This window comes from Advenella sp., assembly GCF_052108595.1.
Classification (GTDB): Bacteria; Pseudomonadota; Gammaproteobacteria; order Burkholderiales; family Burkholderiaceae_B; genus Advenella.
This window is the reverse complement of record NZ_JBQEAU010000027.1, coordinates 1-15,136: the sequence shown is the minus strand read 5'-3', so window position 1 is coordinate 15,136 and position 15,136 is coordinate 1. Positions and strand designations below refer to the sequence as shown.

Here is a 15,136-nt window from a genome sequence, read left to right as displayed (position 1 = left end):
CTATCGCTCAAGCAGATATGTGTTCAACGCCTCAATATCCAGCCCGTGGGTTATCTCGAACGGGCGGTTTACATATTGTCTGAAGATGCCATTGAGGCGCGCGCGCCGTTTTTCTGCCTGATCAAGCCAGCGTCGCTTCAGCGAAGGTCGAAGAATAACAAAGCGTCGCTGGCCCGATTCCAGATCAGCCAAATCAGTGAACCCCCACTCGGGCAGCATGGAAACCGAGTTATCTTCCAGGACAACCGGGATGACATCATGAAACGCCAGTGTTGCCAGTGCCTCTTCGATTTGATTGTAAGGAAACAAAAAATCCGAAATAAGAAACACCAGCTTGCGTGCCCCCGTTAAATACTCTGCAGCCCTCGTCAGGCCCGCCGCACTATCGTCCGTCGGCGGTACTCTGGATAAGCGATCGATGATAGCGCTGGCGCCGGCACGATTGCGCGTAGATAGCAGGCTGCTTTCTTCATGAACATCGTTGCCACAGGCATAGAGGCCAAAACTATCGCCATTTCGATGCGCCGAACGTGCGAGAATATCGCAAAATTCTGCCGCCATAGCCAACTTGCTCGATGCCCCATCACGCCAGGCCATCGATGAAGAAACATCCACCAGCGCGTACACTGTGACCGAAACACGCGGCTGGTACTCTCTGACGTACCACTGTTCAAACGGGTCCCGCATACTTCGCCGCAAATCCAGCCGTCGGATATCCGGTGCGCGTTCAAATGGTATCAAGCCGCGAAACATCCCCGAAGCCGCACCGCCCGACCCTCGATGACTGCCCGGATAAACGCTTTGAACGCGCCATCGCAACGAATAGTCGATCGCCGCCGTGTCCGATGGCAGGCTGACTGACGCAGTCATGGAACCGCCACTGTCGAAAAAATCTGCCGACAAAGCTCCGGCACTATAATATCGCGTCTTGCCTCATAGATCGGGTTCAGAAAAATACGGTGTCCGACAGTTTCGTAAAAGACTTCGCGTATGTCCTCAGGCAAAACAATATCGCGTCCCTCAAGCCAGGCCCTCACTTTTGCAGCTCGAACCAGCACCGCCATCCCCCTGGGGCTGGCCCCACCCTTGATGAGTCTGGCACTGTCTATGCCCGCGATTTCAATATCTGATCGTTCCGGATAGCGGATCGCCTCCCACAACGTCACCACATATTCCTGCAGTGCATCACTGGCGTGTACGTGTTGCTGGATCCGCACCGCAACCGTATTGAGCATGGCATGATCCAGCACGCCTTCGGAAACTTCCTCGATAAGCGCATCGACGTCGTGATATCGGGGATTGAAAATCAGCTCGCGCCGCAATTGTCTATCTTGAGGCGCCTCGACGGGCACTTCCATAAAAAACCGGTCACGCGCCGCCGCCGGCAGCTCAAAGGTCTCTTCCTTCTCAATCTGATTGCGATCTGCGAAAACCTGTACATTGGGAAGCTGAATATCTTTATTGAAGGCGTTCACGGCTTTTTCTGCCATCAGGCGAAGTAAAAGCGAGTGGACCTGTGGTCTGGCCCGATTAATCTCGTTGAAGAAAAAGACGGATATGTTCTCGCCATGGGACAGCAAAGGACCGGGTTCAACCCTGGGCCGCCCTTCTTCATTTAAGTAGGTATGATAGATGAGATCTGAGGGCATCAGGTCAATGGTGCCTTCAACCCGGCTGTAAGCGCCCCCTATAGCACGCGCAACGGCCCGCAGCATCAGGGTTTTTCCAACGCCAACATCCCCTTCCAGCAACACATGGCCTCTGGCAAAAATAGCAATCGTGATTAAACGGATGGTCCGGACCTGACCAATCGCGGCCTTGGCTACCTCCTGCTCGAACAACAGCGCGCGCTGGCGCCATTGAACCAGATCAATGCTGTCATCGGCAGTGCCCTGAACCATGAAACTCTTCTCCCGAAAGGCCATATCACGTCAATACTAAGAGACGGTGAAACTCAATTTCTTGTTGTTCATCGCGAACGATCCTGAACCGTGAAGACGGCCCAGGATACGCACGTCTGTTCCATGTACTGTTATGACGCGGGAATCTTTTTAACGTCGTATTCGAACTTCCCGGTTTTCTTGAAGTTTTCCACCCGAAGTTTGTTTCGCTGCTCCATACCCTGGATGCTTTCCTGCTGCTTGGCCACTTCCTTGGGATCATGCTTAGGGTCATATTTTGATCCCTTCACCTGATCCGGATATCCTGGTTTCGGCTCCCAGCAATTGCCAGGCGCCTTGCATTTTGTACCATCGTATGCAAAAACACTTGCCGAGCCTAGAGCCATCATTGCAGCTCCGGTCAATACAAGCGCGGAACGTATTATAGACTGTCTCATCAGTTTCTCCTCTTTTGTGTTCACCTGTCTGTCGGCACCAGCTACCGATTATTACAGGTTCCAATTTCCCGCGTCTTCAACGCAAGATCTGCCATCCGCCGATTGGCGGACTATTCTTTGTACGGCTTGAAGTTCTTTCTTTGCTCTTCAGTCAGCCAAGTGGCATCTTCGCCTTTACCCGTATACAAATGCCTTACCCAAGCCATCGTGTGAAGTATTTCGTCCTGTGTCAAAAACTCGTTCTGTGGACCCATTTGACGGGTGGCACCGCCGAAAATCACTTCAAACATGGCTTTATCTTCGTCTAGCTCGTAATGCCAGTTACCATGATTTAACGCCGGGCCAATTTTCCCCTCTGCAAGGTGTCCATGGCAACCAGAACAGGATGTATTGTAAATATCCTTGCCTTTGGCCAGGGCCTGCTTATCTTCGTTATAAGGATTCTGTCCAGTCTGCATAAATTGCTTGACTGCAGGAGTATCACGTCCCTCTTCCTTTCCCGATTTCAAGTCCAGCGGCTCACCGGTAACAATATTAATAAATGGCATCTGCTGGGCAACAACCGGCGCAACGCAAACCGTGGCAATTGCTGCACAACATAAAAGACGCTTGATCAATGCTTGCTTCATCATACTGAGGTCATCTCCTAGGATTTTAATGATGTGTATCTGAACGCGGTCGGCCGAAAAACTATGATTCTATTGGGAGCAAGGGGATACCCTCATCTTCCAGCACCTTAGTAATTTGCGATTGCTCCTTTGCAATCGCGGCATCGATCTGCTTCAATATCTCGCCGTCACTTTTTCGCACAGCCATAGACTGTGAATAATTGAATTCGATTGTCTTGCCTTGTCCGTCAGCCACACGATCTTCTGGTACAAATTCCATCGTCAGCGGAACGCTGGAGGCTTTGACGTAACGCCCTACTTCGGCGCCATATGCAATGGCCGCGTCAGCCTTGCCCTGAATCACTTCATTGACCATCCGTGATGGATCAAGCCGAACATATTGATTCCGCGGCGACTTGAAGTTTATCAACGAATACATGTAGTTCATATTGGTCTCGTACTTGCCAATAGCCTTGAGAATTAACTCTGCAGGCGAACCTACGGATATGGCAATACTGACAAGTTTTTCCAGCTGCCCGTCTTCCCAATCCTTGATATGAATATTTCTATCCGTACGTGTGACAAAAACATATCCAGTACGGTAGTATGGTTTGGACGTGAGTACACGTTCGTCGCCGGTGTCCAGGCCCATCACAACGTCGCATTGGTTCTTATCCAGAAAATCCCGCACAAGATATATGGCCGGTTTTTCTGTATAGACGAATACCGCCTTGCGATCCATTGCCTTGGCAATGATCTGGGCTACCTTGTTTTCAAAACCAGATCCATCCTTGCTGGTATACGGATTTTCATTTGCTGACGCACATATGCGCAACGTATCCGGAGACGCGGGAATTTCTCCGGCCACCTGCTGCGCACTACTGGTTCCTGCGAACAGTACCGCTACAAGCATAGCCGGAGCCGATATACACAAACCGGTCCACTTCTTACGCGTCACTTTCAGCATATTTGTCTCCAATATCTCGACCTTATAGTCGATTAATCTACGTTTTTTTGTTTCCCCCGCCATTTCCAAAGAAATGGCGGGTTCTGCCTACTTTACTACTTACTGTGCCTTGGCCTTGCCGGCATCTTTACTATCCGATGCCGCAGGTTTGGCTGAAGTATTCGCAGCATATTCGCCATGGTTCGGATCGTCATATGCACCCTTGCCGTCAAGCGAGAACACCATTACGCCACCGCCCATCGCGGTATAGTGCTGGATGTTTTTGAACGCGCCCACGGAACCCAGACCTGCTGTCGGATCATCAAGATCAAACACCAGACCCACACCAGGCCAGCCGCCTACGCCGTAGAAAATAGCAACATACTGAACACCGTCATGCATATATGTCATTGGATGACCAATCACGCCAGAAGGCAGTCGATATTTCCAGACCAGTTTGCCATCACGACTGTCACGCGCTTTCATATAGCCGTCAAGCGTACCATAGAACACCAGATCGCCTGCCGTTGCCATCGTACCGCCCCACACTGCAAAGCGTTCCATGACTTCCCAGTCAAACTTGCCGGTGATGGCATCGTAAGACTTGACTTGACCCAGACCTGTATAATTTTGGCGATCGCCTTTAGGACCAGGATACATACTCAGGGTTGCACCCACGAAGAACTGGCCAGCGCGATAAGGCAGCATGAACGGTTCCCAATCCATACAAATATGGTTGATGCCCATGTAGAAGCGTTCCTTCTTCGGATCATAGGAATCATGCCCCTGGTTGTGGTAACCCATGGCGGATGGGCAGATATCGCGACCCTTATGGTCCATCCTGGTGCCGAACTCGGGATCACGCAATGGAATCCCTGTCTCCAGATCCACCTTCTTGACCCAGTTCACCGTATCGTCCATCTTATCGGCCGATACCAGTTCACCTGTCTCGCGATCCAGCGTGTAAATAATGCCGTTTCGATCTGGGTGGGTCAGCAGCTTGCGCATTTTGCCATTTTTGTCTTTCTGCTCGCTGAGCATCATGACGTTCACACCAGCGTAATCCCATTCATCATGGGGTGTTTTCTGGTAGGCAAATTTAGCCTGACCTGTGTCAACATCCCTTCCCCAGATTGCCATTGTCCATTTGTTGTCACCAGGACGCATGGTTTCATTCCATGGCGCCGGGTTACCGGTACCGAAATACACCATGTTGGTATCTGGATCATAGGCATACCAACCCCAGTTCGTACCTCCGCCTATCTTCCAGGCATCACCTTCCCAAGTTTCTGTACCCAGACCTTTCTGTCCATACTGCGGCGTTTTTTCGTTGAAGTTGTCGGCAAGGATAATATCCTCATCCGGGCCCGTCGCATAAGCGCGCCATTTTTGCTCACCGGTCTTCACGTCGTAGGCTGTTACGTAACCACGCACACCCAGCTCTGCGCCAGACGAACCGATCAGAACAATGTCCTTGACCACATAAGGCGCAATGGTCAGCGTGGAACCCACTTTATAATCAGAGTTCTCGACTTTCCAATACTCTTCTCCAGTTTCTGCATTTAGCGCAACAACGTGCCCGTCAAGCAGTGTCTTTAAAATCAGCGCCGGCGTTTTACCGTCGCCAGGCCAGTAACCCAAACCGCGGTTAACCACGTCACAACATGCGACAGAGCGCGCTGCGGCACTTTGCTTTGGCACGTGTTTCCACAAAATTTTGCCGGGCTCTTTGAGATCGACCGCATAAGTCGTATTGGGAAATGGCGTGTGAATGTACATCACATTATTCACTACCAACGGCGTGCCTTCATGGCCGTTCAGTACTCCAGTCGAAAAACTCCAGGCAGGCTTCAACGTCTTAACGTTGTCAACGTTAATCTGCTTCATCGGACTATAGTTTGTCGCACTATAGGTTTTTCCGGGCAATACCCAGTTTTCATCGCTTTTTGAAAGCTCTATAAGTTTGTCGTTGGCATGCGCAAAGGGGAGTGCGACCCCCATTGCGAGCGTAATAGAAAGCAGTATTCGCTTCATATATTGTCTCCGTCCTTTTTGCTTCGAAGTATAGTTTCGTTATCACTAAAGTGTCTCCAGGTGATAACACCCCTGACAGTGCGTTTAGACTCCTCGCCCGGCTTCTTAAGCAATATCCATACCAGTCCGTTTTTTTACAGGTAAACCCTTAGAACAACAACGAATATCCGCAAAGTTTTCGTTAGCGAACACATATAATGCAGATAAAGCCAGGGTGTGAAGATATTTAGCGGTTACAGAGCCTGCCGAAATTGAAACAGCTTGCCCACAACCGCCAACTGATGTGACGCATGCGTGACAATGTGTTCCGTTACGCGCTCACGCCCAGACGTTGATCAGGGCGGCGCCATCGCTGATCAAAAATGCCTTCAGGCCCAGGGCAGCGGGCGCCAGCTTTTTGGTACGCAGATGCGCAACGCGCCACTGCCGCAAAATAGGCGTACCCTGGATATCCAGCAAAGCCAGGTGCCCTGCGGCAAGCTCATGCCGTACCGTACGCAATGACAGAAAGGTCAGCCCCATGCCCGCCATCACCGCCTGCTTGATGGATTCATTGCTGGGCATCTCCATCACAATACGCGGGCTGATGTTGTTCTGGGCAAAAATGCTCTCCATGGTCGCCCGTGTTCCCGAGCCGGCTTCTCTCACCACGAAATCGATATCATTGAAAATAGACAGCGGCGCCTGGCGACGGCGTGACAGCGGATGCTCCGGCGCGCTTACAAAACCGAGGGGATTGGTGGCAAAGGCCTCGGACAGACAATCGAGCCTTTCGGGCACCCTGCCGGTTATGGCCAGATCCAGTTCATTGCGCTCAAGCATATTGAAAATCTGATCACGATTCTGAATCTGCAGCGCGATTTCGATGCCGGGGAAACGCTTGCGAAAATGCACCAACAGCATGGGGACAAAATATTTTGCAGTGCCCACGATGCCCAGATTGATGCGCCCGCGCTGCAACCCTTTCAATCCTTCAACCACATCGTCAAGCTGACTGAGCTGCGACGTTGCCGCAATCGCGTATTGCTCAACCTCGCGCCCGGCGGCGGTCAGGCGGATCTGCCTGCCATTGGCTTCCACCAGCGCGATGCCCAAGGCGTCTTCCAGTTGTCGCAGCTGCGTCGAGACTGCCGGTTGCGTCACATGCAGCTTCTCTGCAGCCTTGGATACAGACTCGGCACGGGCCACTTCCAGAAAGGTATCCAGCTGTCTCAGTGTGTAACGTCGCATAGTGATGTATAAGCCTGTGCTTATGTTTTCTTCGATATTTATTATTAGACCTCAAGCATGACCATTTGTATAGTTTGTTCAACCGGTCAGACGCAGCATCCTGCCGGCTTGATCATGCAAGGCACTCAGGAGATAGACAATGAACGATATCAGCAACGTCCAGATCAGGGATCAGAAAAAACGTTATGCAGCCGGTGTACTCAAATATGCACAAATGGGGTATTGGGATGGCGACTACGAACCTACGGACACGGATATACTCGCGGTGTTTCGCATCACACCGCAGGACGGCGTTGACCCCATAGAAGCGGCTGCCGCCGTTGCCGGAGAATCATCAACAGCAACCTGGACCGTGGTCTGGACCGACAGGCTGACTGCTTGCGACAAGTACCGTGCCAAAGCATACAGGGTCGATCCGGTGCCCAACAACGAGGAGCAATATTTCTGCTATATCGCCTACGACCTTTCTCTGTTTGAAGAAGGCTCTATTACAAACGTGACGGCGTCCATCATCGGCAACGTGTTCAGCTTCAAGCCGCTGAAGGCGGCCCGACTGGAAGATATGCGCTTTCCCGCCGCCTATGTGAAAACCTTCGCCGGCCCGCCAACAGGCATTATTGTGGAGCGCGAACGCCTGGATAAATTCGGCCGCCCGTTGCTGGGCGCCACCACCAAACCCAAGCTGGGCCTGTCCGGACGCAACTATGGTCGCGTGGTATACGAAGGGCTCAAGGGTGGTCTGGATTTCATGAAGGATGATGAAAACATCAACTCGCAACCCTTTATGCATTGGCGCGACCGCTTTCTGTTTGTGATGGATGCAGTCAACAAGGCATCGGCCGCGACCGGCGAAGTCAAGGGCAGTTACCTGAACATTACCGCCGGCACCATGGAAGAGATGTACCGCCGTGCCGAGTTCGCCAAAGAGCTGGGTTCGGTCATTGTGATGGTCGATCTGGTGGTCGGCTGGACCGCAATCCAGTCCATCTCACACTGGTGTCGTCAGAACGACATGATTTTGCATATGCATCGCGCCGGCCACGGCACCTATACCAGACAGAAAAACCACGGCGTATCTTTCCGGGTCATTGCCAAGTGGCTGCGCCTGGCCGGCGTGGATCACCTTCATGCAGGAACAGCGGTCGGCAAACTGGAAGGCGACCCGATGACCGTGCAGGGCTACTACAACGTCTGTCGCGATGCCTATACGCAAACCGATCTGCCGCGCGGCATTTTCTTCGATCAGGACTGGGTGGCGTTGCGCAAGGTATTGCCGGTGGCCTCCGGCGGCATTCACGCCGGGCAAATGCACCAACTTCTGGATCTGTTCGGTGATGACGCAATCCTGCAGTTTGGCGGCGGCACCATTGGCCACCCCGATGGGATTCAGGCCGGCGCAGTGGCCAATCGTGTCGCACTAGAATCGATGGTGCTGGCACGCAACGAGGGGCGCAATATTGCAGAAGAAGGTCCGCAAATTCTCAAGGATGCTGCAAAGCACTGCGGCCCATTGCGTGCCGCCCTGGATACCTGGGGTGAAGTGACCTTCAACTATCAGTCCACTGACACGTCCGACTACACCCCCGTGCCGTCTGTTGCCTGAAATAACAGATGCAATAGGCAAACACGCAGGCCAAGACTACAGCACTTCACGACAAGAGAGAACATCATGCGAATTACACAAGGCACCTTCTCGTTTCTTCCGGATCTGACCAACGAACAGATCACCAAACAGTTGCAATATTGCCTGGATAACGGCTGGGCGGTCGGCATCGAATATACCGATGATCCGCATCCACGCAACACCTTCTGGGAGATGTTTGGCAATCCCATGTTCGACCTGCGCGATGCCGCCGGCATATTGCAGGAGATCGAGCAGGCTCGCAATACCTTCCCGAATCACTATATCCGGGCCACGGCGTTCGATTCCACTCATACCGTGGAGTCCGTGGTCATGTCATTCATCGTCAACCGTCCCGCCCATGAACCGGGCTTTCGCCTGGTTCGCCAGGAGATCGATGGACGGCGCATGCGCTACACAATTGAGAGCTACGCAGTGGCTGCCGCCGCAGAAGGCAGCCGCTACTGATGCCTTGATCCGGCCTGCCGGGGCCCGTATTTCCCCGGCATTACACCCACGCTAAAGGAGAAGAGCATGGCGCAAACCACAATGAACGCTGCGACACCGGAAAAAGTGCAGGCAGCGCGCAACAGCACGGCGTCAGAAGATCGTCAGGCGATTGCCGCCACCTTGCAGCAGCTCGATCGCGAACTGGTGGGTTTGGCGCCGGTCAAGCAACGCATCCAGGATATTGCTGCGTTGCTTCTGGTTGACAAGCTGCGCGCCGAGCGCGGACTGCGTACCGGCGCACCCAGCTTGCATATGAGTTTCACCGGCAATCCCGGTACGGGTAAAACCACGGTAGCAATGCGTATGGCGCAAATTCTGCATCAACTGGGCTACCTGCGTCGCGGCCATCTTGTGGCGGTTACACGGGACGATCTGGTCGGACAATACATCGGGCATACGGCGCCGAAAACCAAGGAAGTACTGAAAAAGGCCATGGGCGGCGTACTGTTCATTGATGAGGCCTATTACCTTTACCGCCCCGAAAACGAACGTGATTATGGCCAGGAATCCATTGAAATCCTGCTTCAGGTCATGGAAAACAATCGTGACGATCTCGTGGTCATTTTTGCCGGCTACAAGGACAGGATGGATCGTTTTTTCTCTTCCAACCCGGGCATGTCCTCGCGCGTTGCCCATCATATCGATTTTCCCGACTACGCACCCGAAGAACTGGAAAAAATCGCAGACATCATGCTTGAGGGCATGCAATATCGTTTTGATGAACCGGCGCAGCTGGCGTTTTCCCAATACATCGTCAAGCGCATGCAGCAGCCATATTTTGCCAATGCCCGCAGCGTGCGTAATGCGCTGGAACGCGCCCGCCTGCGTCACGCGTCCAGACTGATGCGCGATCCCGACAACGTCAGCGACGTCGCCCTGCAAACGATTGGCGCTCAGGACATTCGTGCCAGCCGCGTCTTTTCTGATGCGCCGCCTGCCGGCCCGGGCGCCAGCATCCGGCATGACCAGCCCGAAGACAGCAGGGAGACATAACATGCTCAAGGCACTGATCTTTGATGTGGATGGCACACTGGCCGATACTGAAACCGTACATCTGCGCGCATTCAATACCGCTTTTATCCTGGCCGGACTCGATTGGTACTGGGACGAAGACCTGTACACACAATTGCTGACTATCAGCGGCGGCAAGGAGCGCATGGCGCACTACTGGCTTTCCGTTGATCCTGAAGGCGCAAGCACGCTGCAAGCCGCCAGAAAGATACGGGAAGTCCATGCAATCAAGACCGAGGAATATGCGCGTCTGGTTGACAATGGCCAGGTCACCTTGCGTCCAGGCATTCACCGGCTGATTATCGACGCCTATTGCGCGGGCATACCGCTAGCCATTGCCACCACCACCACCTCAGCCAACGTACAGGCCCTGCTGCATCACTGCCTGGGTTCGGACTTGAGGAAGTTTTTCGCTACGATTTGCGATGCGAGCACGCCTGGCAAGAAAAAACCTGAACCCGACGTATATCTGCAGGCACTGGCCGAACTGGACGTGGAAGCATCAAACTGTATCGCTTTGGAAGATTCGGAAAACGGATTGCTTGCGGCAGCCCGAGCCGGTATTTCAACCATCATCACGCCCACCCATTACACCGCTGGCCAGGATTTCACCGGCGCCATGCTGGTGCTGCCGCATCTGGGCGATCCTGATCTGCCGGTTCCGCCTGGCAACGGTATCCACCAGACCATGGTGGATCTGTTCACGCTCAAATGCCTACATGCAGATCCCCTGCTCAAGGCCGGCTAAAGAGAGGATCAAGGCCAAAGCGTGCCTGGAAATGATTCAAATTGAGGAGACATTCATGCAAACACCGCAACGACCTACCCTGACCCAGTTTCTGATCGACGAGCGGCGACGCTTTCCCGAGGCCGGCGGAGACTTCAATAGCGTGATACTCAATATCGCGCTGGTCTGTCGCAGAATTTCACATGCCATCGCCTGCGGCGCCCTGGCGGGCGTCAACGGCAGCGCCGACTCTACCAATGTCCAGGGCGAAGACCAGAAAAAGCTGGATATTCTGAGCAATGATCTGTTCATCGAAGGAAATCAGTGGGGAGGACAACTGGCCGGCATGGTGTCCGAAGAACTGGATGAACCGTACAGTATTCCCAAGCCGTATAGCCGCGGACGGTATCTGCTGCTGTTCGATCCGCTTGACGGTTCATCCAATATTGACGTGAATGTCGCTGTCGGCAGCATCTTCTCGGTGCTGCGTGCCCCGGACTCACGGCGTACGACCACGGTCAAGGACTATCTGCAACCCGGCGTCAAACAGGTAGCTGCCGGTTATGCCATCTACGGCCCGTCGACGATGCTTGTGCTGTCGGTAGGCAACGGTGTACATGCTTTCACGCTTTGTCCGCTGGTTGGCGAATTCATGCTGACTCACCCCAACCTGAAGATCCCCGAGGACACCAATGAGTTTGCCATCAACACCTCCAACAGTCGCTTCTGGGATGAACCGGTGCGCCGCTATGTTGATGAGTGCATTGCCGGTAAAACAGGCGAACGTGGCAAGGATTTCAACATGCGCTGGATCGCGTCGCTGGTTGCCGAAGCGCACCGGATCCTGATGCGCGGCGGCGTCTTTCTGTATCCACGGGACAATAAATTGCCGGCCCGCAACGGCAGACTGCGCCTGTTATATGAAGCCAACCCGATCGGCTTTATTATGGAGCAGGCGGGCGGGCGCGCCAGTACCGGACATGAACCGGTCATGCAGGTTGTTCCCACCGACATTCACCAGAGAATTGGTTTTATCTTCGGCTCAAAAAACGAAGTCGAGCGGATCGAACAGTATCACAAGCATCCGCGAAGGGTCGACTCGCCCAATCCACTTTTCCACGAACGCAGCCTGTTCACCGAATCGTCGAACATGCTATGAACCGCCATGCGCACAGGCGCCAGCGGCCGGCATTGCCGCAGCCGAACGCCTTTGCGCCATGCCGGCTATAACGCTATCTTTCATTTATCAAAGGGCCAGAATCATGTCAGAACGCCACCCGATTATTTCAATTACCGGTTCTTCAGGGGCAGGAACCACATCGGTGACCCGAACCTTCGAAAATATTTTCCGTCGCGAAGGGGTGACTGCCGCTTCCATTGAAGGCGACAGCTTTCATCGCTACAACCGTGCGCAAATGAAAGAACGGCAGGCTGCCGCCGAAAAAAACGGCAATGCAAATTTCAGCCATTTCGGACCGGATACCAATTTGTTTGCCGAACTCGAAACACTGTTTCGCACATACAGCGAAAGCGGCTCAGGCAAACGGCGCAAGTACCTGCATGACGCGCGCGAAGCCGCACCCTACAAACAGGAGCCCGGCACGTTCACCGAATGGGAAGATATTCCGCCCGATACCGACCTGCTGTTTTATGAGGGTCTGCACGGCGCGGTCGTGCACGACAAGATCAATATTGCGCAGTATCCCGATTTGCTGGTGGGCGTGGTGCCGGTGATCAATCTCGAATGGATCCAGAAATTGTGGCGCGACAAATCTACCAGAGGCTATTCGGCCGAAGCGGTCACTGACACAATCTTGCGCCGCATGCCCGACTATGTGAATCATATTTGCCCGCAGTTCTCGTTGACCCATGTCAACTTCCAGCGCGTGCCTTGCGTCGATACGTCCAATCCATTTATTGCAAGAGACATACCGGCGCCAGACGAGAGCTTCGTGGTCATTCGCTTTGCCAATCCCAAGGGTATCGATTTCCAGTATCTGCTCAATATGGTCCACGACTCGTTCATGTCGCGGGCCAACACCATTGTCGTACCTGGCGGCAAGATGGAGCTGGCCATGCAACTGATCTTTACCCCTTTTATCTGGCGCATGATGGAGCGCAAGAAACGCGCCGCGCAGGCCTGAGGAGACCATGATGAATCTTGCCGAAAAAATAACCATTGAAGAAACCCGCCATGCGGATGCACTGCGTTTTCTGGCCGCCGATGCCGTCGAGCAGGCGCAATCAGGGCATCCGGGCGCGCCCATGGGCATGGCCGACATCGCCCAGGTGCTGTGGCGACGCCATTTGTCCCATAATCCTGCTGATCCTGGTTGGTTTAATCGCGACCGGTTCGTGCTATCCAACGGTCATGGGTCCATGCTGCTGTACGCCTTGCTGCACCTGACTGGATACGATTTGCCGCTCAACGAAATTCGACAGTTCCGTCAGTTGCATTCGCGCACCCCTGGCCACCCTGAAGTAGGTCTGACGCCCGGTGTAGAGACGACCACCGGCCCGCTGGGCCAGGGCCTGGCTAACGCCGTGGGCATGGCGCTTGCCGAAAAACTGCTGGCCCGTCGCTACAATCACCCCGGCCATATGATTGTGGACCATTACACCTACGTCTTTGTCGGCGACGGCTGCCTGATGGAAGGCATCAGCCACGAAGCATGCTCCCTGGCCGGCACGCTTGGGCTGGGCAAGCTGATCTGCTTCTACGATGACAACGGAATTTCCATTGATGGCGATGTGGCGGGCTGGTTCGGCGACGATACTGCCGCCCGTTTTGCGGCATACAACTGGAATGTCATTGCCAATGTCGACGGACATGACGCAGCAGCGATTGACGCAGCCATCTTTCAGGCCAAATCGCAACCTGCCGCGCAAGCGCGCCCAACCCTGATCTGCTGCCGCACGCATATCGGCCATGGTGCGCCAACCAAGGCAGGCAGCCATGCGGTACATGGCGCTCCGCTGGGCACCGATGAAATCGCGGCGATGCGGGCGGCACGAAACTGGCCTTATGCAGAATTCGAACTGCCACAGGATGTTTTGGATGACTGGAACGCCATCGAGCAAGGCGCAGCCCGGCAGTCGCTCTGGCAACAGCAGTTTGACCGGTGGCAGGCGCGGTATCCGGAGGACGCCAGGGAACTGGCCCGGCGACTGGCTGGCGACATTCCCGATGAAGCACTGCTGGCGCTGGAAGACCTGCTGGACGCCAGCGAGGCGCTGCATGGCAAAATTGCCACCCGCAAGGCGTCACAGATCGTGCTCGAAGCCATCACGCCTGAGCTGCCGGGCCTGTTCGGTGGTTCGGCGGACCTCAGCGGCTCGAATCTGACCAATGTTAAATCGTCGGTATGGGTCAATCATCACGGTCAGGGTAATTATTTAAGCTATGGCGTACGCGAATTCGGCATGGCCGCGGTCATGAACGGACTTGCCCTGCATGGTGGATTCATTCCCTATGGTGGCACCTTCCTGACATTCTCGGATTATTCGCGCAATGCGATTCGCATGGCCGCACTCATGAAGCAGCGCGTGATTCATGTATTTACCCACGACTCCATCGGGCTGGGCGAAGACGGTCCCACCCATCAACCGGTGGAACACCTGAGCGCGCTGCGCATCATTCCCAACAACCGCGTATGGCGCCCCTGCGACGGGGAGGAAACGGCAATCGCGTGGCAGCAAGCACTGGAGCGGCAAGATGGTCCGACTTGCCTGATGCTGTCACGCCAGAACCTGACGCCGTTTACCCGCGAGAAGACGCAACGCGAGCAGATCGCGCGCGGCGGCTATATTCTGCAGAACGCCGACCATGCGCAAGCGGTCCTCATTGCCACCGGGTCAGAGGTGGACATCGCGATCAAAGCAGCAGCGCTCTTGCGTGACGACGGTATTGAAGTGCGCGTCGTTTCCATGCCATGCGTGGAGCTGTTCATTGCCCAGTCGCAAGCCTGGCGCGATCAGATCCTTCCTCCGGATATGCCACGCGTCAGTATTGAAGCCGGTTCCAGCTGGTTTTGGCGCAGTGTGGTCAATAACGGCACCGCCATTGGCATCGACACCTTTGGGGAATCCGCACCGGCGGGCCAGCTATATG

Annotated in this window: 14 protein-coding genes; 7 read left to right on the top strand and 7 right to left on the bottom strand. The window is 54.3% G+C overall.

The window, feature by feature from the left end; all coding sequences use genetic code 11:
• The 7 genes from ACTIKR_RS06940 to ACTIKR_RS06910 form a co-directional block, all read right to left on the bottom strand.
• Positions 1 to 870 carry a DUF58 domain-containing protein gene (locus tag ACTIKR_RS06940; RefSeq protein ID WP_193088579.1) on the bottom strand — a complete coding sequence of 290 codons (870 nt, stop codon included), beginning with the start codon at positions 868 to 870 and terminating at the stop codon, positions 1 to 3.
• Entirely contained in the window at positions 867 to 1,901 is a 1,035-nt protein-coding gene (locus tag ACTIKR_RS06935; RefSeq protein ID WP_193088580.1) for an AAA family ATPase, read from the bottom strand. Before ACTIKR_RS06935 ends, ACTIKR_RS06940 begins: the two co-directional genes overlap by 4 nt.
• Positions 1,902 to 2,032: 131 nt before the next feature.
• On the bottom strand, positions 2,033 to 2,338 hold the full coding sequence (locus ACTIKR_RS06930) for a methanol dehydrogenase [cytochrome c] subunit (protein ID WP_128394667.1): 306 nt from the start codon (positions 2,336 to 2,338) through the stop codon (positions 2,033 to 2,035).
• 110 nt (positions 2,339 to 2,448) lie between these two features.
• Positions 2,449 to 2,970: a cytochrome c(L), periplasmic gene (gene moxG / locus ACTIKR_RS06925; RefSeq protein WP_128394668.1), complete on the bottom strand. Its 522-nt coding sequence runs from the start codon at positions 2,968 to 2,970 to the stop codon at positions 2,449 to 2,451.
• A gap of 58 nt (positions 2,971 to 3,028) precedes the next feature.
• Entirely contained in the window at positions 3,029 to 3,913 is an 885-nt protein-coding gene (gene moxJ / locus ACTIKR_RS06920) for a methanol oxidation system protein MoxJ (RefSeq protein WP_442327441.1), read from the bottom strand.
• A gap of 99 nt (positions 3,914 to 4,012) precedes the next feature.
• Positions 4,013 to 5,926, bottom strand: a complete 1,914-nt coding sequence (locus ACTIKR_RS06915) for a methanol/ethanol family PQQ-dependent dehydrogenase (RefSeq protein WP_128394669.1) — start codon at positions 5,924 to 5,926, stop codon at positions 4,013 to 4,015.
• A 318-nt stretch (positions 5,927 to 6,244) separates the two neighbouring features.
• Entirely contained in the window at positions 6,245 to 7,156 is a 912-nt protein-coding gene (locus ACTIKR_RS06910; protein ID WP_193088581.1) for a LysR family transcriptional regulator, read from the bottom strand.
• Positions 7,157 to 7,295: 139 nt separating this feature from the next.
• On the opposite strand from ACTIKR_RS06910, the gene ACTIKR_RS06905 reads away from it, so the two are divergent.
• The 7 genes from ACTIKR_RS06905 to tkt all read left to right on the top strand — a co-directional run.
• The gene (locus ACTIKR_RS06905) at positions 7,296 to 8,759 is read left to right on the top strand and encodes a form I ribulose bisphosphate carboxylase large subunit (RefSeq protein ID WP_193088582.1); all 1,464 of its coding nucleotides are present in this window, start codon (positions 7,296 to 7,298) and stop codon (positions 8,757 to 8,759) included.
• Between the two features lie 66 nt (positions 8,760 to 8,825).
• Complete coding sequence (locus ACTIKR_RS06900; protein ID WP_193088583.1) at positions 8,826 to 9,245, top strand: ribulose bisphosphate carboxylase small subunit; 420 nt, start codon at positions 8,826 to 8,828, stop codon at positions 9,243 to 9,245.
• A 66-nt stretch (positions 9,246 to 9,311) separates the two neighbouring features.
• Positions 9,312 to 10,280, top strand: coding sequence for a CbbX protein (gene cbbX, locus ACTIKR_RS06895; protein ID WP_442327440.1), 969 nt, complete (start codon positions 9,312 to 9,314; stop codon positions 10,278 to 10,280).
• A gap of 1 nt (position 10,281) precedes the next feature.
• Positions 10,282 to 11,046, top strand: a complete 765-nt coding sequence (locus ACTIKR_RS06890; RefSeq protein WP_442327439.1) for an HAD-IA family hydrolase — start codon at positions 10,282 to 10,284, stop codon at positions 11,044 to 11,046.
• Positions 11,047 to 11,101: 55 nt separating this feature from the next.
• On the top strand, positions 11,102 to 12,184 hold the full coding sequence (locus ACTIKR_RS06885) for a class 1 fructose-bisphosphatase (protein ID WP_193088586.1): 1,083 nt from the start codon (positions 11,102 to 11,104) through the stop codon (positions 12,182 to 12,184).
• A gap of 103 nt (positions 12,185 to 12,287) precedes the next feature.
• On the top strand, positions 12,288 to 13,169 hold the full coding sequence (locus ACTIKR_RS06880; RefSeq protein WP_193088587.1) for a phosphoribulokinase: 882 nt from the start codon (positions 12,288 to 12,290) through the stop codon (positions 13,167 to 13,169).
• Between the two features lie 10 nt (positions 13,170 to 13,179).
• The coding region (gene tkt / locus ACTIKR_RS06875; RefSeq protein ID WP_442327438.1) for a transketolase at positions 13,180 to 15,136 on the top strand (1,957 nt) is incomplete at its 3' end.